The organism is Faecalicatena orotica (assembly GCF_003149245.1).
Taxonomy (GTDB): domain Bacteria; phylum Bacillota; class Clostridia; order Lachnospirales; family Lachnospiraceae; genus Faecalicatena_A; species Faecalicatena_A orotica.
The window spans coordinates 146,494-169,696 of the sequence record NZ_QGDL01000013.1; the positions used below are offsets into that span (position 1 = coordinate 146,494).

Below are 23,203 nucleotides of genomic sequence, written 5' to 3' on the forward strand. Positions count from 1 at the left end.
AAGAGAAGAGGAAGACGAAAATGAAAACAAATATAACACCGAAAGAAATTGCAAAAATGATTGACCAGACTTTATTAAAAGCGTTTGTAAGTGATGAAGATTTTCGTACATTCTGTGAAGAAAGCGCCAGATATGATTTTAAAATGGTAGCAATCAACTCTGCACCAGTATTAAAATGCAAGGCATTCCTAAAAGGCAGCGATGTCCATGTTGGGGCGGCAATAAGCTTTCCACTGGGGCAGACCACGATTGAAACAAAGGTCTTTGAAACAAAAAAGGCAATCGAAGAGGGGGCAGATGAGATTGATTATGTGGTAAACATTGTAGAACTGAAGAATCGTAATCTGGATTATATCCGCAGAGAAATGGAGAGTATCGTTGCAGTCTGCAGAGAAGCAGGCGTTATGTCCAAGGTTATTTTTGAAAACTGCTATCTGACTCAGGATGAAAAAGAGATTCTCTGTAAGATTGCGTTGGAAGTAAAGCCTGATTATATCAAGACCTCTACAGGATTCGGAACTGGCGGGGCTACTGTGGAAGATGTCCGTCTCATGAAATCTCTGGTAGGTGACAAGATTAAGGTAAAAGCCGCAGGAGGAATCCGCGACCTGGATGGGGCCCTCGCAATGATTGAAGCAGGCGCAGAGCGCATCGGCACAAGTGCAGGCGTAAAAATTGTAGAAGAATTAAAGCAGAGAAGCGGCTGCGCTGAAGCATAAGCAGCTGCACAAGGAATTTATAAGTAACAGGGGGAATCGTTATGGCACGAACCATAGGTAATAGAAAATCTTTGGATGATATTGAGAGGGAAGCATGGGCGCCAAAACCGTCCATGCTTGATACACCGGCTGTGAAACTGAGCCTGCAGGATGGCCCTGCAAGGATGGAAGGATGCAAAAGGGAAAGCATCTCCCTGAATGGTGAATGGAGGATGGCATGGGGAGGCACACAAAAGGAACGGATCCAAAATGACAGCTGGGAAGACAGCATCCCCGCGCAGGTCCCATGCAGTGTACATACGGCGCTGTTGGAGGCAGGCATTATCCCTGACCCCACGGTTGGACTGAATGACAAAATAGCACGTGAGTACTGTTATAAGGTATGGTGGTTAAAGAAGGAGTTTGACATCAATCCTGAAAGCCGTGCAGTACAGCTTTTTTTTGAAGGAATCTGCCATTATGGGAAGGTATGGCTCAACGGTGTTTATTTAGGGGAGCATAAAGGGATGTTCGGGCGTCCTGTGTTCGATGTCAGTCAATATTTGAAAAAGCATAATGTACTGATCGTTAAGATTGAAAATTCACCATCGAATCCGAAGCCTATGTCAGAATATATGGACAATGATGAGGGATGGCACGACGGCGTAGTGATTAACTGTGTTTATGGCTGGCACTATGCCTGCCTGCCAAGCAGGGGAATCTGGGCTCCGGCTGGCCTGGAGGAAAAGGAGGGAGACTTTTGGAGTGAAAAGCCCTTTGTTTCCTGTGGGGATGCTAAGAAGGGAATTGTGGATATCTGTCTTAAAATTCATGGGAAATGTGGAAAAACTACAATTACAGGGAATATTATGGGGAAAAACCATGAGGGAGAGGGTGGCAGCTTTTCCTATGAGTGTGACCTGACAGAGGAAGAACAGGTCCTGCACCTTCAGATAAGAATACCAAACCCCCGCCTGTGGTGGCCCGTAAATCATGGCGAACAGAATCTATATACACTGCAGCTGTCTGTCGTATCAAAAGGCAGGAATTCACAGCAGTTTGAAACAACATTCGGTGTCAGGACGATTGAGATGGGCCCTTTGCCGGGGGGACCATATGAAGACAAACATAACTGGACATTTCTGGTGAATAAAAAACCTATTTTTATAAAGGGGACGAATTGGTGTACACTGGATGTCTTGTTAAGATTCAAAGAGGATAACTACCGACGTTTTTTAACTCTTGCAAAAAACCAGAATATTCAGCTTCTCCGGGCATGGGGCGGTGGTATGCCTGAAACGGATATCTTCTATGAACTGTGTGACGAGCTGGGAATTATGGTTATGCAGGAGTGGCCGACCTGTTGGGACAGCCAGAAGGAACAGCCTTTTGAGGAACTGGAAGAGACTGTGCTGGTACATATGCCAAGGCTTCGCAACCATCCGTCATTAATCATGTGGTGTGGAGGTAATGAATCTGCCAGGGCTGACGGTGAAGCGATGGATATGATGGCAAGATATGCATTTGAACTGGATGGCAGCCGTGGCTTTCACAGGACATCCCCGTGGGGAGGGGCGCTCCACAATTATTCGACCTACTGGGATATGCAGGATATCGATGTATCCCTAAATTTAAAATCCCATTTTATGGGAGAGTTCGGCATGGCATCTGCTCCTAATCTAAACAGCGTGAACCGGTATGTGCCAGAAGAAGAGAGGGATATCTGGCCGCCTGAGCGTTTTGGTTCCTTTGGCCATCATACGCCCCGTTTTAATCAGCTTGAGCCAAATGATATGGAGCACTTGGGCAAAAGAGTCCCGGAATTCTGTGCAGGAGATACAATGGAGGACTTTATCTGGGGAACACAGATGGCACAGGCCACGGCTGTCAGGCATACATTGGAATCCTACCGCTGCAGCTGGCCGTATTCCACCGGAATTTGCTATTACAAGCTGACAGATGTGTATCCGGCATGTTCCTGGTCTACAATCGATTATTATGGGGTCCCAAAACTTTCCTATTATGCAGTTCAGGACAGCTACGAGCCGCTTCATGCCTGTATTTTGTTGAAATCAATGCGCGCAGAAGAGGATCTGAAGCTTCCCGTCTATCTGTTAGACGATGCCGGTGCTCTGAACGGCCTGGCGTGGAGAGTGGAGGCAAAGGCGTACGATGAGAACTTACAAGTAATCAGTCAGGAAGTATTCGAAGGGCAGACGCGGGCAGATGTTACGTTCTTAGGGCATCTTGCAGTGAAGAAAGCTTTGGCGGGAGATGGTCCTGTCCTCCTGACGACAGAAGTCTGGGCAGGGGATGAGAAGAAGGACCAGACATTTTATTGGATTAATTATCAGAAAAAACAGGGCTGCCTGAAAAATCTTCCTAAAACGTCCCTGAGCCTGAGGACGGAGGATAAAGTGGCGGTTATCAAAAATACAGGCAATGTGCCTGCGGCAGGTGTTATATTAGAATGTCTGCCGAAGGATACGACTTTTGTAGCAGAAGATGGCTTGTTCTGGTTAAATCCGGGGGAGATTAGACGGATAGCTGTTACAGATACGCAGAACCTGACAGTGAGCGCATGGAATCTAAGCCATGTGGCAGACGAAAAAATTGAAAGATAAAATAGGAGTGAATAAGATGAAGGCATTGCAGTTTTACGGAAAAAATGAATATTCGCTGAATGAGATTCCCATTCCGCAAATAGGTGATGGGGAGCTGCTGCTGAAAGTGAAGGCAGCGGCGGTGTGCGGCAGCGACTTGCGGATGATACAGAATGGCTATAAGGATGTATCCAGAGAGAATCCAAGAATTTACGGACATGAGATTGCAGGTACCATTGAAGAAGCCGGAAAGGCAGTAAAAGGGTATCAGCCGGGAATGGATGTGGCAATCGCCCCGAACATGGGCTGCGGCATCTGCGATGCCTGTGTCTCCGGCAATACACATTTGTGCAGTGAGTACCGGGCTTTCGGAATTAATATGGACGGAGGATTTGCAGAATATATGGTAATACCGGAGGCGGCGGTGATTCAGGGGAATGTTGCCCGGGTTGAAATCAGTGAAGAAATGACTTTTGCAAAGGCGGCAATATTGGAACCACTGTCATGTGTGTATAACGGATTCGAGCAGGCGGCGATTGGTCCATGCGATACCGTGCTGATTATCGGTGCAGGTCCAATTGGCATTATGCACGGTATGTTAGCTAAGATGGCAGGTGCGGCAAAGGTCATGATTACAGATTTGAATGAGAACAGAATCAACATCTGCAGGGAATTCGATTCGTTTTTTAAGACCTATGCAGGAGATGATCTGAAAGCGTTTGTGATGGAAGAGACTGGTGGGAAAGGGGTATCCGTATGTATTACAGCCTGCCCCTCCCCACAGGCACAGGAACAGGCATTGGAGCTGCTGGCAATGAACGGAAGAGTGAATTTCTTTGGGGGACTTCCCGCCGGGAAAAGCCAGATTACGGTAGATACGAATCAGATTCATTACAAACAGCTCATACTCACCGGAAGCTGCCGGGCCAGCCTTACCCAGTACCGTAAGTGTATGAAACTGGTAGAAGCCGGCGTACTGGATATTAACCAGATTGTATCTGCCACATACAGGCTGGAGGAGTATGAAACGGCCTTTGAGGCTGCCAGAGAAGGAAGAAATCTGAAGAATATTTTTGTATTTGATTAGATAGGGGGACAATATGGCTTTTCAAAAAGATTTTTTATGGGGAAGTGCTACTTCATCTTATCAGATTGAAGGCGCAGCATATGAAGACGGACGGGGCATGACTGTATGGGAAGACTTCTGCTCCCGTCCGGGAAAGATAATGGAAGGACATGACGGCGATGTGGCGTGTGACCATTATCACCGTTATCGTGAAGATATCGCGTTGATGGCTGAAATGGGCATCAAGGCATACCGATTTTCAATAGCATGGTCGAGGATCCTCCCGCAAGGCACCGGGAAAATAAATGAGAAAGGAATGGCTTTCTACAGTAATCTGGTGGATGAACTGCTTTCCTATGACATTGTACCGCTTGTTACATTATTTCACTGGGATTTGCCATATACGCTGTATCAGAAGGGCGGATGGCAGAACCCGGAGAGTGTCGGCTGGTTTGCAGAATATGCATCGGCTGTTGCCAAAGGTCTTGGGGACAGGGTGAAACACTTTATCACGTTCAATGAACCGCAGTGCTTTATCGGTCTGGGACATGTGACGTGTGAACATGCCCCGGGAAACAAGATGTCAAAAAGGGCGGTTCTGGAAATGGCACATAACGTCCTGCTGGCTCATGGAACTGCCGTACAGGCAATACGGAGCATAGTACCGGATGCGAAGATTGGCTATGCACCGACTTCAACGGTTCCGGTTCCCGTGAGTGAAAGTAAGGAAGATATAGAGGCGGCAAGGAATGCATATTTTGGATTTGGTGCAGATGCTGACAATTATGTGTGGAGTACAAGCTGGTGGAGTGACCCGGTTATACTTGGGCACTATCCTGAGGAAGGACTGCGTCTGTTCGAAGAAAGCCTGCCGCATATCGGACAGGATGACATGAAGACGATCTGCCAGCCGTTGGATTTTTATGGGCAGAATATCTATCACGGCTATCCGGTCGGCTCAGACGGAAAGGGTGGATGTATCAGGGAAAAGCGCAAAGCAGGGTATCCGCGCACAGCTATCGGCTGGGCAGTAGTGCCTGAAAGCCTTTACTGGGGACCTAAATTCCTGTATGAACGCTACCACCTCCCGATTATCATTACAGAAAACGGACTGTCATGCCATGATTGGGTATCGGCAGACCAGAAGGTACATGATCCGGCACGGATTGACTTTATGTACAGGTATCTGTGGGAACTGAACAGGGCATCGCGGGAAGGCGTTGAAGTGGCGGGGTACTGCGCATGGTCATTTATGGATAATTTTGAGTGGGCAAAAGGATATACCGAGCGGTTTGGGATGGTCTATGTAGATTATCAGACGCAAAAACGTATTCCTAAGGATTCTGCATACTGGTACAGGGATCTGATCCGTTCCGGCGGTGCACTGCTGGATGGTCAGAAGCCGGAAGGGTTTTAGTTTTTAGGAGGTTGTTATGTATAAACAAAATTTGAATGAAAACTGGACTTTACAGATACTGGGTGAGTCAGAAAAAATCCCGGCGAGGGTGCCGGGCTCCGTTTACGGTGACCTGCTGGAAAATAAAAAAATTCCGGACCCATTCTGGCGGGATAATGAAGATCAGGCGCTGGAACTGATGGAGAACGATTTCATATATGAGACTACATTTGTACCGGATACAGAGCTTTTGGAATGCGAAAATATCATGCTTCAATGTGAAGGGCTGGATACGATTGCAGAGGTGTATCTAAATGGGGAACTGGCTGGCAGTGCGGACAACATGCACCGGATATGGAAATTTCCGGTAACTGGGAGAATCAATGCAGATGAGAATCACTTGAGAATCCATTTTCACTCACCAACCAGATTTATCAGGGAGAGATTCGCCGAATGTGTGACACTTGGCTCTGAGCACAGCCTGGACGGCTTCCCACAGATCCGTAAGCCACACTGCATGTTCGGATGGGACTGGGGGCCAAGGCTTCCCGATGCCGGAATCTGGAAGAACATATCCTTGGCAGGATTCGGGCAGTGCCGTCTGGACTCGGTTTATGTGACACAGCAGCATATGGAGGATGCGGTGAGGCTGCAGTTCCATGTTGAGACAGAGGCTTCGGATACAGATGTTCAATACAGTGTGTCAATCACTGCACCTGATGGCAGCAGGACTACAGTATGGGATTCTCCGGATTCAGTGACAATTGACAATCCACGGCTGTGGTGGCCGAATGGATTTGGGGAACAGAACCTGTATGAGGTGAAGGTGGTCTTATATACCAGAATAAGTGAGGCAGATCCCCATTATATTGAAGCAGACTGCTGGGAAAAAAGAATTGGGCTTCGTACCATGACTGTAAGCCGGGAAAAGGATGAATATGGGGAAAGCTTTGCCCATGAGGTAAATGGTGTCCGCATTTTTGCTATGGGGGCAGATTACATTCCCGAGGATAATCTTTTTGGCAGGATTACAAGGGAGAGGACCAGAGATTTGCTGCTGCAGTGCAAAAGGGCGAATTTTAACTGCATCCGTGTATGGGGAGGCGGATATTATCCTCATGATTATTTTTATGATTTGTGTGACGAACTTGGGTTTATTGTATGGCAGGATCTGATGTTTGCCTGTGCAGTATATGAATTGACAGAAGATTTTGATGCGAATATCCGTGCAGAGATCAAGGACAATGTGCGCAGGCTGCGCCACCATGCAAGCCTGGGATTATGGTGTGGAAATAATGAGATGGAGATGTTTGTAGATGAGGGCACATGGGTCAATACTCTGAAACAGAAGGCAGATTATATCAAGATGTATGAATATATCATCCCCCAGGTGTTGAAAAAGGAGGATCCGCAGACCTATTACTGGCCCGCAAGCCCATCCTCAGGCGGCAGCTTTGACTTTCCGAATGACCCGAATCGGGGGGATGTCCACTATTGGGAGGTATGGCACGGAGATAAGCCATTTTCCGAATACAGGAAACATTATTTCCGGTATGCCAGTGAATTTGGATTTCAGTCGTTCCCCTGCAGGAAGACGATAGAATCCTACACGCTCCCTGAGGACCGGAATATTTTTTCTTATGTAATGGAAAAGCACCAGAGGAATGATGCGGCCAATGGTAAGATTATGAATTATATGTACCAGACATTTCTTTATCCGACGGATTTTGACACTCTATTATATGCATCTCAGCTTTTACAGGGGGAGGCAATCAAATATGGGGTGGAGCATTTCAGGAGAAACAGAGGGCGCTGCATGGGGGCAGTGTATTGGCAGCTGAATGACTGCTGGCCCGTGGCTTCGTGGTCATCAATTGATTATTATGGGCGGTGGAAGGCGCTGCATTATTATGCAAAGCGCTTCTTTTCCCCACTTCTCCTGTCCTGTCAGGAGGAAGGCGTCCTGACCCAGAATACAAATGTAAATGCACAGCCGTTCCATTTAGATAAAAGTGTTACTTTTAATGTGTCAAATGAGACGATGGAAGGGCATAAGGTACAGATTATCTGGGCAGTAAGGAAAAATACAGGAGAAGTTATCCGTGAAGAAAGGGAGCAGTTATATGTGAGGCCGCTGAGCAGTATATGGACAAAGAAGATTGAACTGCCCAAGCTTTCCGTGCGGCAGGAATATGTAAGCTTTGACTTGTATGAAGAGGGCAGATGGATATCCGGGTCCACCGTAATTCTGTCGCTGCCGAAGTTTTTCCATTATGTAGATCCGAAGCTTACGGTGACTGCAGATGGCGGGGATATTCTGGTAAGGACGGAAGCCTATGCGAAAAGCATTGAGATACAAAATGAAAACGAAGATTTGATTTTGGAAGATAATTATTTTGACATGAACGAAGGGGTACGGAGAATCAGAGTGCTTCAGGGAGATGTCAAAAAACTGCATGTCAGAAGCGTGTACGACATCAGATAGAACTTAATAAGTGCTGTGTGCCAGTGGCGCACGTTAAGCACGGACTGAAATGGATGTAAACAAAAGACCCCACAGCTCTCGCTGCGAGGTCTTTGACTTTATCTCAAAGAGAATATCTGGTAGCCGAATTCATTCCAGGTTATCTTATTTGGAAAATCGGGGTCGCATGGCTGCGGGGTTATGGTAACGGTTACGTGGGATTTTCCTTCCAGATACCTGTGGGGGATGATGAATTCATCTTCCAGCCAACGCTTATAGGGATTGAAATCAGGGAAATACCAAGGATATTCCTCTATTTCAGCTCCATCTATAAAAACGGAAGCCCTCTGGCGCCCCTGCTTTTGATCGCTTACTCTTCTGAGGACTAAGCTGGAAGCATTTGGGGGGATCTGGATTTTAAAATGTCTGCTGCATACTGCGTAATGTCCGGTAAATGTAACCGGCAGATGGTCATCATCGCCCTCGAAATAGGAAGTAAGTGTGGTAAGCGCCAGAGGTTCTTTGCACTGATAGTCCACGGCTGTCAGTGTATCAGGATCATCAAAGTTGATATCCAGCAGTTTTCTAAGCAGTATATCATCGCTGCCGTAATAGAATATCATGCCGGAATGCTCCATATATAAGTCATTGCTGCCGCCGGATTCAATGCCGAACCGAAAGCCTGAATGGAAGGGATACCAGTCACCCATCAGGGAGCGATGCATGGACCAGTCCTTGTGCCCGTGCCCGTCATACCCGCTTGCCGGATTATATTCCTGAGGAGTCTCGAACCCCCAGCCATAGCAGGAATAGCTTTCTGAACCATCGCTTTCAATCTGCGGAGTACGGATTCCATCAAAATGGATGCGCACATCTCCCTCACAATCTGCCCGGGATTCGGGTGTTTCGCCGAAGCCGGTAATAATAGAAGAGACAATGTGGCCACTGCCGGAAACCTCTGCCAGTATACTGTCGGCGCCTTCGGTATGCTTTCTTGTATAATAGGGAGTGCTCCGGTAATATAGGAAACCATTTTCGTTATAGTAATCATTCCATTCCATCGTATATGATATTTCACAGAAGGGGATGGATACAGGAGTCTTGCCGCTATTTTTTATGAACATGCTGCATTCTTTGGCAAAAGGCATCGGATAGAAATTATAGTAGCCGCCAAGTGTATCCATGCCGGAGAGGAGATAACGTACACTGTGATATCCAAGCTCGTTCGAGAACAGGCATCCAAAGCTGGCATTCAGATCCGGCAAAGCATGGCCATCCCAAAATGCCTGCAGAGAGAGGTCGTGCAGATGAGATGGGTGATAGTCTTCGGTAAGAAAACGAATACCTGTGATCGCTGCTGCTGTATTGAGGGAACATATCCGGTAAGACTTCCCAGGCTGTAAAATGAACGAATGATGTCTTTGATATTTTGGATGCTCCAAAGTATGGACATTACTTCCTGCCTGTTTCCAAAGTGAGATTAGCTTCCCGATATAAGGACTTTCATCCGGGGTAAAGGTTTCGATATCATCAGCGTTTTCATATGCATGGTATACAACATGCCCCCATCCGCCTTCGTTTTTGTTACGGTCACAGCCCTCCAGCCGGATTGTGCTGGTTACTTTACAGCTTTTTTTGTAAGGCATGGGTACGAAGCTGCGTACAACGCGGATTGGACCGCGCCCATTATCATAGGGACCTATGTAGCGGGAGGAAATGGGTTCCTGTAAAGGGTATTTTTCACCAAATTCAGAATGGCGGATTGTAAAACGTGGAGTTTCTTCACCATCAAAATAAAAACGGAATTCAGGTTCATCACAGCTTGGATACCGGTGCTGAACAAAATTATAGATGCATCCCGGTCCAAGATGCTCGAAAAGAACCCATTCCTGATTGGCATCCTGATATAGGGACCAGTCCCAGTCTGCATTCAGTCCCTGCTTGTCTATGCTGCCTTCATAGTGTGCCCGGCAGCCCTGTTTTGGTACCGGAAGCGCTTTAAAATCTAACATTGTATTCATGAGGTTCTCCTTATTTGCTTGTTGGGTTAATTAGTTACTGTTTATGCTCTTGAACAGTTACGTTAATTATAAGAAAAACAGGAAAAATCACAATGGAGAAAACTATGATTTATAGGAAAAAAGAAATGAAAAGGAATTACATACACAATGTATTTATTACTTGACAAGGCCGGAACCATCTGTTAAGTTAAACATACAAACTGTATGTAAAGAGGTGATAATATGCCGAGAAATAAATACCCGGAAGAGACGGTTCAGAAGATTCTGGAGGTTTCTATGAAGCTGTTTATGGAAAAAGGCTATGAGAATACGACCGTGCTTGATATCGTAGACAATTTGGGAGGGTTGACGCGGGGGGCTTTCTACCATCATTTCAAGTCAAAGGAGGAAGTGATTGATGCCCTGACGGATCAGATGTTCCGTGAAAACAATCCATTTGAGAAGGTGAAACAGCAAAAGGAGCTGAACGGGCTTCAGAAACTGCAGCAGATCATAAAGGACACTACGGTGGAGACGGATTATCGTAAATTGAGCGGGCAGGCCGTATCTCTGTTGGAGAATCCGAAGTTTTTAGCCGAGTTTATCGAGAGTAACCGGGATGTGCTTGTTCCGGCGTATCAGGAACTGATCGAGGAAGGCATCCGGGATGGGTCTGTGAAGTGCAGGCATCCGAAGCAGATTGCTGAATTATTTACTTTTCTGACCAATTTCTGGATGGTGCCGACCATATTTCCTTTCACCAGGGAAGAGGGGCTTGCAAGGCTGGAGATGGTAAAAGATTTGAGTGCCTTTCTGGGGGTCCCGCTCTTGGATGATGAAACTTTTGCCCGGCTGGAGACAGTTCTTGAGACTGCAGGGGAAGAGTGATAAGGAGTCCTGCGGTCAGGAACCGCATTGCAGCGTAAGAATTATATGCTGCAGTGCGTCCTCCTCGGCATCGTGAATATTCAAACAAGGCAGGCAATATTTTTTTAACTAAATACATACATACAACATGTATAAATAATAGGAGGAAATTTTATGAGTCAAATGAAAACAAATACAGAGGGAAAATTATTCAGTAGAAATTTTACCCTTCTGGTCTTTGGGCAGGTAAGTTCTCTGTTCGCCAATACGATTCTCAGGTTTGCGTTATCCATGTATATACTTGATCTGACGGGTTCTGCGTCTATATTTGCAGGGCTTCTGGCAGTCTCCATGATTCCTACGGTGATACTGTCCCCGTTTGGCGGTGTTCTGGCCGACCGGGCCAACCGGAGAAACATTATGGTGGGACTTGATTTTCTGTCAGGGGTAATCGCTGTGTTTACGATGCTTACGATTCGCGAATCCAATGCTGTTATCATTGTAGGAACGGCGCTGACTGCATACTCCATACTTGCGGCATTCGAATCCCCGACTGTGCAGGCCGCGGTGCCACAAATGCAGACAGGGGACAACATCATCAAGGCGAATGCGGTTGTCAACCAGGTGGCGGCACTGGCTGCGCTGATCGCCCCGTTTATCGGGAGCGCATGCTATACTGCTTTCGGTGTAAAAACAGTTCTTGCTGTCAGTGTCCTTGGATTTTTCCTGACTGCATTTCTGGAAATTTTTATCAGACTCCCGTTTACAAAAGAAACTCTTCATGAGAGCTGGATACGTGTAATAAGAAACGATTTCAAAATCAGTTTCAGCTTTATTACAAGAGAAAGGCCCGAGATCATGAAGATCCTCCTTGCAGCATCTGCAATCAGTTTTTTCATCATGGGAACGGTAAACGTAGGCATGCCCTTTATGATACGGACGATTCTGGGACTGAATGCGGAATATGCGGGGGCGGCGGAAAGCGTTTGCGGTCTTACAGCTATTTTAGGGAGTGTCATTGTAGGAGTCGCCGCAGGACGGCTGAAGGCTGATAAGATGTATCAATACCCTTTGGCAGTGGGGATATGTATGATTCCGATGGGAATGGGGTTTTTGCTTGATAATGAAAAAATGATTTACCTGATTATTTTACTCTCAATTGCAGTTATGCAGGTACTGGTCAGCATTTTTTCCATTTATTGCGTATCACTGATTCAGCAGAGGACACCGAATGAGCTTCTGGGAAAGGTGATGGCATATGTTGCAACAGTGACCTTGTGTGCACAGCCGCTTGGGCAGGTTATATATGGCGTACTCTTTGATGCATTCAGAAATAATGTGATGTGGATTATGGTCGGATCGGCTGTATGTATCATTCTGCTAAGTGTAGCTGCCAGACCGGCCTTTTTGGGTATAAAAGATCTGGAACAGGGGGAGGGAAACCTGAATATGGAATAATGCGAAGGCATCGGAGTATTCGGTTCAAAGGGGTCAGACCCTTTTGCGGACCGTTTTCAGAATTTTCTGAAATTAAGGCTGGAAATGCAGGCAGAAATAAAGTCGACAATGCAGGCGTTTTTATGTTATGATGATTTCAGAATTTTAGGACACGGGAGGCGGATATGAAGGATTCGATATGCAGGGAAGCCAGCCTTTTGACTGGACGTGTGATGGAGAGTTATATATCGGGCGATCCGGTAAAGATTGAAAGCATGATTCCGTATTTTTCTCCTGATATCATTGTGATTGGAACAGGAAAGCATGAGTTTTATCATAATCTTGAATCACTTTTACAATGGCTGGAGAAGGATCAGGAAGAAGCCAGCGGGATTGAGTTTACGATCAAGAGGCAATGGTTTGAGGCGAAGCAGATTACGGAAGATGCATGTGTGGTATATGGGGAGTTTGAGGCCTGTGAGACGAATACTGAGGGAAAACAGGTGATCATCAATATGGATACGAGAATTACGGCATCGGTGCACAGAGAAGCCGATGGGAAACTGATGATTGACAGTATTCACCAGTCTGTGCCATATATTTACCAGCAGGAGGGGGAATATTACCCGAAGACGTTTGCTAATCTTGCAGAAAAGGCTCTGAAGAGAAGCGCTGTTCTGGAGAAGAGCATCCAGCTGGATTCGATGACCGGGCTGTATAACCGGCAGTATACAGAACTGCATATTAACAGGCTGCTGACAGAAGATAAAGCTGGAGGACTGATGTTTGTGATTGACCTGGATGATTTCAAGCATGTGAATGACTGCTTTGGACATCTTGCAGGGGATGAATTACTCAAGAAAGCATCCCGCATACTGGCAGACAATGTAAAGTCCCCGGAAATTGCGGGAAGGGTCGGCGGTGACGAGTTTATGATTTTTCTTCCGGGAGAAAGGACGAAGGAAGAGGGAGAAAAATTCGCGGAAAGATTGATAAGCCAGATCAGTGAGGTGCTTGGTGAGGTACAATTCGAACAAAGCTGTTCGATCGGGATTGCCTGTGCGAAAGCCTGGCAGGCAGACTTTGAAGATCTTTATTATAAGGCAGACCGGGCCCTGTACATGGCGAAAGCCTCCGGTAAAGCTAAATACTGCTGGTATCATGATTAAGAAAGGTGGAAGAGAAAATGAAAAGTAAAATCACAAGGGAAGATGCATTAGAGTTGCTTAAGAAATATAATAAAGAACCGTTTCATATTCAGCATGCGCTGACGGTAGAAGGTGTAATGCGCTGGTATGCAAATGAACTTGGTTTTGCGGACGAAGATGATTATTGGGCAATTACCGGGCTTCTCCACGATATTGATTTTGAACTTTATCCGGAAGAGCATTGCCAGAAGGCACCGGAACTGCTGAGAGAAGGCGGTGTGGGGGAGGATATGATCCGTTCCATTTGTTCACACGGATATGGGATCTGCAGTGATATCGAACCGGAGCATGAGATGGAGAAGGTATTGTTTGCCGCGGATGAGCTGACAGGGCTGATCGGTGCAGCTGCCCTGATGCGTCCTTCAAAAAGCGTAATGGATATGGAAGTATCCAGTATAAAGAAAAAATTTAAAGATAAAAGATTTGCCGCCGGATGTTCCAGAGATGTGATCCGCGAGGGCGCCCTGAAGCTTGGATGGGAATTGAACGATCTGTTTGAAAAGACCATTCTGGCGATGCGCTCCTGTGAAGAAAGTATCAGCAAAGCGATGGAAGAATATAGTGCTTAAACCACAGTTCTGCGGCCCTGCAACCTCTGGTTGACAAATTGCAATGCAGCATGTTCTTGTCAGATTTAGCAGGATGGTTTAGGGTATGTTTAATGATTCATTGCATTGGTGCACATGAACATCAGACATACCCTTTCATTCATTTAAAGAGGAGATCAGGAGGCGGACATGAGATTTGATGAAAAACTAATTACATTGAGAAAGCAGCGGGGGATGTCCCAGGAACAGCTTGCGGACCGGCTTGGAGTCACAAGACAGTCCGTGAGTAAATGGGAATCAGGACTGGCATTGCCGGAGTTGATGAAAATAATCACCCTGTCGGAGATATTTGATGTAAGTGTGGACTATCTGGTAAAGGATTATATTGAGAATGAGACAGAAAGAGATGATTCCGGTGACGGGGATTCAGACAGGAAGAATGGTTATGATGCTGCAAGACTTGAGGAAACAGTGGATGAAATCCGAAGCTATATGAGAGGATACGAGTTTACAAGCAAGACGAAGATTGCCGGGATTCCGCTCGTTTCTATAAGGCTTTCGCGCAGATTAGGGAAAGGCTCAGTCGCGAAAGGGATAATCGCAATCGGTAATGTTTCTGTAGGGGTGATTAGCATAGGAATCTTATCCACAGGCATATTTTCGTTTGGCTGTCTGGCACTGGGAGCGCTTGCACTTGGTGTTATTTCGGTGGGAATTGCGGCTCTGGGGGTCGTGGCATTCGGATTACTGGCATTTGGAACCGCGGCAGTCGGAGTCTATGCAGGCGGTGTTGCGGTTTACGGAAGCCAGATTGCGGTCGGTGTTGCGGCAGGAGGAAAGACGGTCATCGGGGAGAGCACCCGCGGAATTCATGAGCTGACGTACTATGACGGAATTGCAGAAACCACGATACGGAGATTCCTTTTGGAACATCATCCCGGATTATGGAAACCGCTGCTGGACTTTTTTACTATGATCGGAATGAATATAAAATAAAAAGACGCTGCAGAACGGAGAAAGTCTCTCAGTCTGCAGCGTTTTTCAATACCACTGGTGGGTGTCCTGAATGGAGTCTGCGATACGTCAGGATAGTCTGAAAGAAAAGAGGACATGATATGGAAAGAAGGGATGACGGATATGGAAAATTTAAAGTCGAAGATGAAAAGAATACAAAAAAGAGACAAAATGCCGGCTGCGGATACAATCGTACAGGCAGTCAGGATTGCAGCGGGAAGCGGCGCGGCGATGTTTGCGGCATCGGCGCTCAATCTGGAATTTGCCGCGTCGGCCGGGATGGTAACATTGCTCACAATTCTTACGACGAAATGGGAAACACTGAAGCTTTCGGCCGCGCGTATTATCACGTTTTTCATGGCGGTTCTCCTGTGCTGGATAATATTTACGCAGGTTAAGAATGAGGGGGCCGCATTCGGAGTGTTCGTATTTTTCCTGATTCTTGCAAGTGAATGGATTGGCTGGAGAGTGACCGCGTCCGTAAATGCCGTGATCGGGACCCATTTTCTGGCTGTACGTGACTTCAGTTTCTCTTTTATTATGAATGAGTTTCTGATCATACTGCTGGGGATTACCATAGCTGTCATCGTAAACTTGTTTCAAAATAATAATTTACAAAGAAATAAAATAATTGCAAATATGCGATATACAGAAGGTGCCTTCCAGAATATATTGAATGAACTGTCCTGGTACCTCCTGCATTCGGAGAACCGGGAAGGTCAGAAGGAGGGGACAGGCGCGGATGCCGTATGGGAAAAACTGGAACTGCTGACAAAAGATCTGGATGATTTTATCCAGCAGGCCCGGGTATACTATAATAATACTTTTCAGCCCCATACGAGTTATTACGGCCGTTACTTTGAGATGCGGGAAAAGCAGTGTGAAGCTCTTCATAATCTGCATTATGAAATGGAAAAGATTAAGCAGGTGCCCAGACAGGCAGCCGTGATCGCGGAGTATATCCACTATCTGTCCCGGCATGTGACTGAGATGAATGACCCTGAAAATCAGTTGAAAAGGCTGGAACAGCTGTCAAATGATATGAAAAAAGAGGAACTTCCGAAGACCCGGGAAGAATTTGAAAGCCGTGCGGTGCTCTATCATATCTTGATGGATCTGGAAGATTTTCTGAATTATAAGCGGCAGTTTGTGGAGCGCATTGATGACACACAGTTTCAGATTTACTGGAAAAAAGAGGTCGAAGATTTCAGTTCTCCCAGTAACATCTGAAGATTATGCACGGTCCTGCGGTCTATGTAGTGCTCAATTTTTTCAACCTGTTCCAGTTCATTATCAGAATGATTTAGCAGACAAAGAAACTCATGCAGGACATCGTGACGGTAAAGTAAATAATTTCCTGCATCAAGTCCTTTCTCCGTGGCAGTCAGATAACCATATTTCTGAAAGGAAATATACCCTCTGTCCTTTAAGGCGGTTACCATCTTAGAGGCCGAGGAGGGCTTGACGTGCAGATTTTCAGATAAGGACTGTATCCTTACCACATCGTTTAATTTCAGCATCCGGCATATCATTTCCAGATAATCTTCCATAGAAGCAGTTAAATCATCTGTACTGTGAAGTTCATATCCTTTTTGTGTATAAAAATCATTTCTATTGTCCATTAAAATATTTCTCCCATTCATCATAAATCTACGTTTGTAATTCCATATTTAATTATGAATTTCTCAGAGATTAGTAACACAATGAGAATCATTTAATATTATAGAATCAGGAAAGAAAGTTTCCTTCTCCTAAATTCTATGTTAAGGCGGTGGCGCTTATGAAAAAGGAATTCTGTTTAAATGATATACACCCGGGACAGAAGGCAGTCATCAGAGAACTAAAGGCTGACGGGAGTATCCACAGGCGGCTTCTGGATATCGGCCTGGTGAAAGGGACAAAAGTGGAATGTGTGGGCAGAAGCCCCGGCGGGGACCCCTGTGCATTCTTGATCCGCGGTGCGGTGATCGCAATCCGTTCAGAAGACTGCGGGAATATTATGATTCAGCTGCCGGAAGGAGTATAGTATGGACAGAGAACGCGTTGTTGCGATTGCGGGCAACCCGAATGTAGGGAAAAGTACGGTTTTTAATAATCTGACGAACCTGCACCAGCATACAGGAAACTGGCCGGGAAAAACGGTTGTGAACGCAACGGGGTACTGCAGTACCGAAAAATTTTCTTACAAAATGGTGGATATACCGGGCACTTATTCTCTCATGGCACACTCTGCGGAGGAGGAAGTCGCCCGGGACTTTATCTGTTTTGGTGACGCAGATGCGGTTGTCGTAGTGTGCGATGCAACGTGTCTGGAAAGGAATCTGAATCTCGTACTCCAGACTATGGAGATTACAGGCAGTGTCATAGTATGTGTGAACTTGCTGGATGAAGCAGCAAAAAAGGGGATTCATATTGATCTGGATGCCCTCTCAAAGGAACTGGGGGTTCCCGTCATCGGCATGGTCGCCCGTGACGGGAAGGGAATTGATGAACTTTTAGATACACTGGACGATATGATGGACAGTGAAAGGATTACCGTGAAGGCTGTAGCTGTCTGCTGCGCAGACGACGGACGCAGGATGTATGATTCTGACGGGAGATACCGGATATGCTATCCGGATGCGGTTGAGCAGGCAATTGCCATACTAGAACCTGCGGCAGAGGCGGTGCTGGAAGAGACTGCGCTTCAATATGAGAAATGCAGGATAGGGCAGAGGAAACTGAAAGGCCCGGGACCCAGATGGCTTGCACTAAAACTTCTGGATTATGATAGTGCTCTGGATGAAGGGGTGCGTACATACCTTCAGAAGGACATCTGTCAGGAACTGCCTGTCAGAGAGGCACTGCCTCGTGCAGAGAAGCTTCTGGCACAGGCTGGTCTGGACCAGAAACGGCTGGAGGAAGAGATCGTCTCTTCCGTAATGGCCACGGCCGAAGAAATCAGCCGGGCAGCTGTAGCAAATGAAAAAGAACGGTCTGACTTAAAAGACAGAAAGATCGATCATATACTGACGGGAAAATGGCTTGGATATCCGATTATGGCGGTTCTTCTGATGGTGATCCTGTGGCTTACCATAACCGGGGCAAACTATCCGTCACAGATGTTGTCAAAAGCACTGTTCTGGGTGCAGGACCGGCTGACAGAGTTTTTCCGTTATATGGGGGCGCCGGCCTGGCTGCATGGGATGCTTGTGCTGGGCGTATACAGAGTGCTGGCGTGGGTCGTTTCAGTCATGCTGCCGCCGATGGCAATATTTTTCCCATTATTTACCCTGCTTGAGGATGTGGGGTATCTGCCGAGGATTGCATATAATCTGGATAAACCGTTTAAAAAATGCTGTGCCTGCGGGAAACAGGCATTAACACTCTGCATGGGATTCGGGTGCAACGCTGCGGGAGTCACCGGATGCCGGATTATAGACTCCCCGAGAGAACGTCTGATCGCCATTCTGACCAACAGCCTTGTGCCGTGCAACGGGAGATTTCCGACCCTGATTGCGATCATTACGATGTTCTTCATAGGAACGTCAAAAGGGGCAGGTACGTCACTGCTATCCGCCATTTTACTGACTTTATTTATCATGCTTGGGGTCGGTATGACATTTTTAGTGTCGTGGCTTCTCTCGAGAACGATCTTAAAAGGAGTGCCGTCCTCCTTTACACTGGAACTTCCGCCATACCGCAGACCACAGTTCGGGAAGGTCATCGTCAGGTCTATTTTCGACAGAACCCTGTTCGTACTGGGGCGTGCGGTAATGGTGGCAGCTCCAGCCGGTCTATTCATCTGGGCCGCCGCAAATATTTTTGTCGGTGACCAGAGTCTTCTGAATTACTGTGCTGCCATGCTGGACCCGTTTGCTAGACTGTTCGGGCTGGACGGTGTGATTCTGATTGCCTTCATTCTTGGACTTCCGGCCAATGAAATCGTTGTTCCAATTATCATCATGGCTTATATGGCACAGGGGAGTATTCTGGAAATGGATAGCCTGACAGAGATGAGAAATTTGTTTGTCAGCCACGGGTGGACCTGGGTCACGGCAGTCTGCACGACGCTGTTTTCACTCATGCACTGGCCGTGTTCTACGACACTGCTGACCATAAAGAAAGAGACCGGAAGCTGGAAATGGACATTTACTGCACTGGTAATCCCCACACTGGCGGGTATGGTCCTGTGCTTTATCGTGGCACAGACGGCGTATCTGTTTATATAAAGCGTCTCCATTCACGGCCAGAGGCTATGCATAGTAACAGAAAAGCCGCTAATGTCAGGCAGCCCTGAATCGCTGCCCCCGGGAATAAAAAAGCTATACAGGACAAAGCAGCCCTGTATAGCTTTTAAATATACGTGCCGCATTGATGCAGCGCGAACTCATCTATAAAGTCTGATATTCTAAAGGAACTTCAATCTTGTCACAGTCATTTCCTGACTTTATATAACCTGTTACAATCTCCTTTGACGGGACATTTTTTTCAGCACAGATCCCCTGATTGGCAGCGGCAAGGGTGTAATATGTAAATGTCGTGTCCAGCGTGTTGTCATATTCCATCTTGAGCAGACGAGAGTCTTCTTTGGAAAACCAGAAGGTCCATTCCTTTTCTTTCATATTCATATAATTATCGTGAGCAGCCTTTAGTTCCTCCTGATAAACGTCAGAGACAACAGCCTGTGCATATAGTTTTGAGAAATCACTGGAGTTCTGGATACGGGGGAAATCACGGTCCGTCACAAGAACTTTGACGGCGTCGGTCCCGTCGACTGTCTCATTTCCCAGAATTTTGGCTTCTGCTTTATCCGAGAGGATTATATACATAGAGTTAAAAGCATTGTTTATGAAGTCTGTGTTGATTTCTGTTTTGTAAAAAGTCTCCTGTGTGTCATATTTGTAAATGTCATAACCTTTCCCGTCTTTGAGCATCATGTAGTCACGGGTATATAAATGATAATTGCCGGGTCCTTTTTGTACACAGTTCATATACACGATGTCATTATTGGAGTCTGAAATCAGGATCTGCGTCTTTTCATAGGTACCGGCTGCTGTTTCTGTGATGATGGTTTTACTGAACTGTTTTACCCTGTCCTGATTATAAGTGTGGATGGAGTTGAATACCCATTCGGTATCCTCCTCCTGCTTTGGAGCCTTTGCACAGGCGGCAGAAAACAGGGTGACAAATATGCATAAAACAGCGAGGGACATTTTGTGGGATTTCATCATGGGTATGGCCTCCTTCCATCAATACTCGTTTCTCTTCTTCTTTAATTTTATTATATCATGTTAAAAGAAATCCCATGCATAAAAGTGCTCTTGTATCGATCATCTTATAAAATGTCGGATTTCCATAAATTTATGAAGTGGTATTTCAGGAAAAACACTTTTAAAATAAGGGTAGCAGAAAGAAAAGGAAGAGGAGAAAAAATGTTTGAACAAAAATTTAATGATAACTGGAAATTCTGGGTGGATAAGGACTCGTTTGCCCTGGTGTGGAACATACCTGATATTGCGTCAGATGTGACACTGCCGCACGATGCAATGATTGAGAAGCCCGCACATGCGGAAAGCGAAAATGGAGGCAATACCGGATACCGGGACGGTGATATTTATACCTATGTTAACTTGTTTCAGGCTCCGGCAGAGTATAAAGATAAGGTCGTTATGCTGAAATTTGAAGGTGTTTATATGAACGCCTTTGTCTATGTTAACGGGCAGCTTGCAGGAAAGAACCCGTTCGGGTATACGACATTTTATGTGGCTCTTAACGACTACCTGAGATTTGGTGAGGAAAATGAAATCCGTGTCCAGGTCAGGAACGGCGCGATGACAAACAGCCGCTGGTATTCCGGGGGCGGCATCTACCGTGATGTATATCTGCTGGTATCCGGCCTTGTACATATTGTACCGGAAGGGGTGCAGATTAAAACAGAATCGGCGGACAGGGAATACGCAGTACTGCATATAAATACAGAGCTGCAAAACAACTGTCATGGAGCATCAGAACTGACATTGGAAACGGTGGTCAGGGACGCAAAAGGCCACGTTGTATCGAGTGAAGTGACACCTGTTGTGCTCTTTTCTCAGGAAACCCGGACGGTATCACAGCGGGTGACCGTGGAGGCGCCAGAGCTCTGGTCAGAGGATCATCCTGCACTGTATACCTGTACGACACGACTTCTTAACCAAGGAGGTGTACTGGATGAAAGCAAGGAACAATTCGGGATCAGGACGCTTCAGCTGGATGCAAAAAGAGGGCTGCGCGTAAACGGAAAAACAGTAAAATTAAGGGGGGCGTGTATCCACCATGACAGCGGGCTGCTGGGAACTGCCACGTATGAACCTGTGCAGTTCCGTGAGATCAGGAAGCTGAAAGAAGCAGGATTTAACGCGGTCCGCATGTCCCATCACCCGATGGCCCCAGCCATGCTCCGGGCATGCGACGCTCTCGGGATGTATGTCATGGATGAGACTTTTGACATGTGGAACCGGTGCAAGTCCAATTATGATTACGGTTTGTATTTTCAGGAATGGTGGGAAAGCGATGTGACGGCTATGGTAAGAAAAGATTATAATCATCCGTCCGTCATCCTGTATTCTGTCGGCAACGAGATTCCCGAGATCGGAACGGATCACGGGGCAAAAATCTGCAGTGACCTGAGCGGGAAAATAAAAGAGCTGGATGATACGAGATACACACTGGCATCGATCAATGGTGTGTTTGCAGCCGGAGACCAGGTGGACAGGATTGTGTCTGATGTTGTATCTGATCTGAGCCGGGAAGGAAAAATCGACGGAAATGTGAATGATTTCATGACACTGATGGATGGGCATCTGGATGAAATCGTGGTTCATGAGGCGATCACAGAGCGTCTGGAAAAGGCATGTGCAGGCGTGGATATTGCAGGCTATAATTATATGACAGCCAGATATGAGATAGATGGGGAGAAATATCCGAACCGTGTTATTGTGGGAAGTGAGACATACCCACCTGAAATTGCAAGAAACTGGAATCTGGTTGAGAAGCATAACCATGTTATTGGTGATTTCACATGGACCGGCTGGGACTATATTGGCGAAGCAGGTGTTGGTGTACCCGCCTATCAATGGGGAGAAGGCGGATTTGGTGCCGGATTCCCGTGCCAGCTTGCGTATCCGGGAGATCTGGATATTACGGGTTACAGGAGGCCCGCATCTTACTTTCGTGAAGTTGTCTTTGGATTGAGAAAAGATCCTTATATTGCAGTGCAGGACCCGAACCGGTATGGACAGAAGCTGATCAAAACACCGTGGGTCATAAGTGACACGGTATCAAGCTGGACATGGAGAGGCTGTGAGGGACAGCCTGCCATAGTGGAGGTATATTCACCGGGAACCGAAACAGAATTGCTGGTCAACGGAAAGTCCTGCGGCAGAAAGACGGCGGGAAAGAAAGCTGGATTCAGGACACTTTTTGAGACCATTTATGAGCCGGGCACGGTAACCGCGGTTTCCTATGATGAGAACGGGAATGAACTGGGAAGAATGGAGCTTCATACTGCGGCAGAGGAGTACAGGATTGTAATGGCGGCCGAACCGGAGATGAAGGAGGATTTCTTCTATATCGACGTGCTGCTTAAGGACAGTACGGGGAATCTGGTAACAGACCGGGATATCCGGCTGAGCCTGCATGTAGAGGGCTGCGCGGTGGCGGCGGGCTTCGGCAGTGGGAATCCGAAGCCGTCATATAATTTTAACGAAGGTGTAACAGAAACATTTCATGGACGGGCCCAGATTATTCTTATGAGGACAGGTTCCGGTGAGATAAATGTCCAAGTCAGTTCAGAGGACGGAAAGCATGCAAAACTAAACCTGATGCCAGAATAGGAGTACTGTGCGCACCAGAAAGGTATGCACAGTAACGAATAGGAAACAT

At 46.6% G+C, this 23,203-nt stretch carries 17 protein-coding genes; 14 read left to right on the forward strand and 3 right to left on the reverse strand.

The window, feature by feature from the left end; genetic code table 11:
- The first annotated feature begins 20 nt into the window (after window positions 1-20).
- The 5 genes from deoC to A8806_RS19670 are packed head-to-tail and all read left to right on the forward strand — an operon-like array spanning window position 21 to window position 8,248.
- Window positions 21-719 (forward strand): deoxyribose-phosphate aldolase, encoded by a 699-nt coding sequence (gene deoC / locus A8806_RS19650; RefSeq protein WP_109732872.1) that lies wholly within the window; start codon window positions 21-23, stop codon window positions 717-719.
- Between the two features lie 41 nt (window positions 720-760).
- Complete coding sequence (locus tag A8806_RS19655) at window positions 761-3,322, forward strand: glycoside hydrolase family 2 protein (RefSeq protein ID WP_109732873.1); 2,562 nt, start codon at window positions 761-763, stop codon at window positions 3,320-3,322.
- 16 nt (window positions 3,323-3,338) lie between these two features.
- Entirely contained in the window at window positions 3,339-4,388 is a 1,050-nt protein-coding gene (locus A8806_RS19660; protein ID WP_109732903.1) for an alcohol dehydrogenase catalytic domain-containing protein, read from the forward strand.
- Window positions 4,389-4,401: 13 nt separating this feature from the next.
- On the forward strand, window positions 4,402-5,784 hold the full coding sequence (locus A8806_RS19665) for a GH1 family beta-glucosidase (protein ID WP_109732874.1): 1,383 nt from the start codon (window positions 4,402-4,404) through the stop codon (window positions 5,782-5,784).
- A gap of 16 nt (window positions 5,785-5,800) precedes the next feature.
- Window positions 5,801-8,248 (forward strand): glycoside hydrolase family 2 protein, encoded by a 2,448-nt coding sequence (locus tag A8806_RS19670; RefSeq protein ID WP_109732875.1) that lies wholly within the window; start codon window positions 5,801-5,803, stop codon window positions 8,246-8,248.
- 98 nt (window positions 8,249-8,346) lie between these two features.
- Here the strand turns inward: A8806_RS19670 and A8806_RS19675 are convergent, their stop codons facing one another.
- Window positions 8,347-10,248, reverse strand: a complete 1,902-nt coding sequence (locus A8806_RS19675) for a DUF2961 domain-containing protein (RefSeq protein WP_109732876.1) — start codon at window positions 10,246-10,248, stop codon at window positions 8,347-8,349.
- A gap of 222 nt (window positions 10,249-10,470) precedes the next feature.
- Between A8806_RS19675 and A8806_RS19680 the strand changes: the two genes are divergently transcribed.
- From A8806_RS19680 to A8806_RS19705, 6 genes are all read left to right on the forward strand, one after another.
- The gene (locus tag A8806_RS19680; protein WP_109732877.1) at window positions 10,471-11,115 is read left to right on the forward strand and encodes a TetR/AcrR family transcriptional regulator; all 645 of its coding nucleotides are present in this window, start codon (window positions 10,471-10,473) and stop codon (window positions 11,113-11,115) included.
- A gap of 153 nt (window positions 11,116-11,268) precedes the next feature.
- Window positions 11,269-12,552: an MFS transporter gene (locus tag A8806_RS19685; protein WP_109732878.1), complete on the forward strand. Its 1,284-nt coding sequence runs from the start codon at window positions 11,269-11,271 to the stop codon at window positions 12,550-12,552.
- Between the two features lie 164 nt (window positions 12,553-12,716).
- Complete coding sequence (locus A8806_RS19690) at window positions 12,717-13,700, forward strand: diguanylate cyclase domain-containing protein (RefSeq protein ID WP_109732879.1); 984 nt, start codon at window positions 12,717-12,719, stop codon at window positions 13,698-13,700.
- 17 nt (window positions 13,701-13,717) lie between these two features.
- On the forward strand, window positions 13,718-14,308 hold the full coding sequence (locus tag A8806_RS19695) for a hydrolase (RefSeq protein ID WP_109732880.1): 591 nt from the start codon (window positions 13,718-13,720) through the stop codon (window positions 14,306-14,308).
- Window positions 14,309-14,476: 168 nt separating this feature from the next.
- A complete protein-coding gene (locus A8806_RS19700; RefSeq protein WP_109732881.1) occupies window positions 14,477-15,283 on the forward strand; it encodes a helix-turn-helix domain-containing protein in 807 nt (268 codons plus the stop codon).
- 141 nt (window positions 15,284-15,424) lie between these two features.
- Complete coding sequence (locus A8806_RS19705; RefSeq protein ID WP_242996194.1) at window positions 15,425-16,531, forward strand: aromatic acid exporter family protein; 1,107 nt, start codon at window positions 15,425-15,427, stop codon at window positions 16,529-16,531.
- Here the strand turns inward: A8806_RS19705 and A8806_RS19710 are convergent.
- Window positions 16,483-16,923, reverse strand: a complete 441-nt coding sequence (locus tag A8806_RS19710; protein ID WP_109732882.1) for a metal-dependent transcriptional regulator — start codon at window positions 16,921-16,923, stop codon at window positions 16,483-16,485. The two genes, A8806_RS19705 and A8806_RS19710, sit on opposite strands and share 49 nt — an antisense overlap.
- A 158-nt stretch (window positions 16,924-17,081) precedes the next feature.
- Here A8806_RS19710 and A8806_RS19715 point away from each other — a divergent pair, with 158 nt between their 5' ends.
- Window positions 17,082-17,327 carry a FeoA family protein gene (locus tag A8806_RS19715; protein ID WP_109732883.1) on the forward strand — a complete coding sequence of 82 codons (246 nt, stop codon included), beginning with the start codon at window positions 17,082-17,084 and terminating at the stop codon, window positions 17,325-17,327.
- 1 nt (window position 17,328) lies between these two features.
- Window positions 17,329-19,512 carry a ferrous iron transport protein B gene (gene feoB, locus A8806_RS19720; RefSeq protein WP_109732884.1) on the forward strand — a complete coding sequence of 728 codons (2,184 nt, stop codon included), beginning with the start codon at window positions 17,329-17,331 and terminating at the stop codon, window positions 19,510-19,512.
- A gap of 162 nt (window positions 19,513-19,674) precedes the next feature.
- Here feoB and A8806_RS19725 read toward each other — a convergent pair whose 3' ends face one another.
- Window positions 19,675-20,514: a hypothetical protein gene (locus A8806_RS19725; RefSeq protein ID WP_109732885.1), complete on the reverse strand. Its 840-nt coding sequence runs from the start codon at window positions 20,512-20,514 to the stop codon at window positions 19,675-19,677.
- 201 nt (window positions 20,515-20,715) lie between these two features.
- Between A8806_RS19725 and A8806_RS19730 the strand changes: the two genes are divergently transcribed.
- Complete coding sequence (locus A8806_RS19730) at window positions 20,716-23,154, forward strand: glycoside hydrolase family 2 TIM barrel-domain containing protein (RefSeq protein ID WP_109732886.1); 2,439 nt, start codon at window positions 20,716-20,718, stop codon at window positions 23,152-23,154.
- Window positions 23,155-23,203: the final 49 nt, after the last annotated feature.

Coding starts and splice junctions, on each gene's coding strand:
- A8806_RS19730 (WP_109732886.1), top strand. CDS start 20,716: ATGTTTGAACAAAAATTTAATGATAACTGGAAATTCTGGGTGGATAAG.
- A8806_RS19660 (WP_109732903.1), top strand. CDS start 3,339: ATGAAGGCATTGCAGTTTTACGGAAAAAATGAATATTCGCTGAATGAG.
- A8806_RS19705 (WP_242996194.1), top strand. CDS start 15,425: ATGGAAAATTTAAAGTCGAAGATGAAAAGAATACAAAAAAGAGACAAA.
- A8806_RS19700 (WP_109732881.1), top strand. CDS start 14,477: ATGAGATTTGATGAAAAACTAATTACATTGAGAAAGCAGCGGGGGATG.
- A8806_RS19710 (WP_109732882.1), bottom strand. CDS start 16,923: ATGGACAATAGAAATGATTTTTATACACAAAAAGGATATGAACTTCAC.
- A8806_RS19665 (WP_109732874.1), top strand. CDS start 4,402: ATGGCTTTTCAAAAAGATTTTTTATGGGGAAGTGCTACTTCATCTTAT.
- A8806_RS19655 (WP_109732873.1), top strand. CDS start 761: ATGGCACGAACCATAGGTAATAGAAAATCTTTGGATGATATTGAGAGG.
- A8806_RS19680 (WP_109732877.1), top strand. CDS start 10,471: ATGCCGAGAAATAAATACCCGGAAGAGACGGTTCAGAAGATTCTGGAG.
- A8806_RS19695 (WP_109732880.1), top strand. CDS start 13,718: ATGAAAAGTAAAATCACAAGGGAAGATGCATTAGAGTTGCTTAAGAAA.
- A8806_RS19715 (WP_109732883.1), top strand. CDS start 17,082: ATGAAAAAGGAATTCTGTTTAAATGATATACACCCGGGACAGAAGGCA.
- A8806_RS19690 (WP_109732879.1), top strand. CDS start 12,717: ATGAAGGATTCGATATGCAGGGAAGCCAGCCTTTTGACTGGACGTGTG.
- deoC (WP_109732872.1), top strand. CDS start 21: ATGAAAACAAATATAACACCGAAAGAAATTGCAAAAATGATTGACCAG.
- A8806_RS19670 (WP_109732875.1), top strand. CDS start 5,801: ATGTATAAACAAAATTTGAATGAAAACTGGACTTTACAGATACTGGGT.
- A8806_RS19675 (WP_109732876.1), bottom strand. CDS start 10,248: ATGAATACAATGTTAGATTTTAAAGCGCTTCCGGTACCAAAACAGGGC.
- feoB (WP_109732884.1), top strand. CDS start 17,329: ATGGACAGAGAACGCGTTGTTGCGATTGCGGGCAACCCGAATGTAGGG.
- A8806_RS19725 (WP_109732885.1), bottom strand. CDS start 20,514: ATGATGAAATCCCACAAAATGTCCCTCGCTGTTTTATGCATATTTGTC.
- A8806_RS19685 (WP_109732878.1), top strand. CDS start 11,269: ATGAGTCAAATGAAAACAAATACAGAGGGAAAATTATTCAGTAGAAAT.